The organism is Burkholderia sp. LMG 13014 (assembly GCF_905232215.1).
Lineage (GTDB): Bacteria > Pseudomonadota > Gammaproteobacteria > Burkholderiales > Burkholderiaceae > Burkholderia.
This window is the reverse complement of the sequence record NZ_CAJNKE010001081.1, coordinates 1-373: the sequence shown is the minus strand read 5'-3', so window position 1 is coordinate 373 and position 373 is coordinate 1. Positions and strand designations below refer to the sequence as shown.

1 pseudogene is annotated in these 373 nt (G+C 53.9%); it reads right to left on the bottom strand.

Features of this window, described 5'->3' with window-relative positions:
* Positions 1-81: 81 nt before the first annotated feature.
* Positions 82-373 (bottom strand): annotated as a pseudogene (locus tag JYJ84_RS37490) (phospholipase); the annotation flags it as partial.

Sequence of the window (373 nt, the reverse complement as noted above, 5' to 3'; positions counted from 1 at the left end):
GACGCAGTTGCCAACACGCAGAGACTGGCGAATAGAAGTCGCAGAGCAAGGTCGATAAATTTCATGTCGGGTCGATTCATCTCAGACGACGGCTGATGTGCCGGACGTCGACGGAACGGTCACCTGGGCGTGCATCGTGCCTGTAGCACGGTGATCCTCAAAAGGCAGGAGAAATCCTTTCAGAGGCGCCTTACCCGCTTTCCATACATCGCGATTGTTATCCATACGAGCCACCCATCGCTTGAACGTCGAGGGAATTTCCTTAAAGTCTCCACTACCTGAAATATCACCGCCCGAGTGGAGCTTGAATATTCTTTCCCGCAGTGGGGCGGCGTAGTCCAATCCAGTCGCACCGATGTTGATCTCGCTGTCT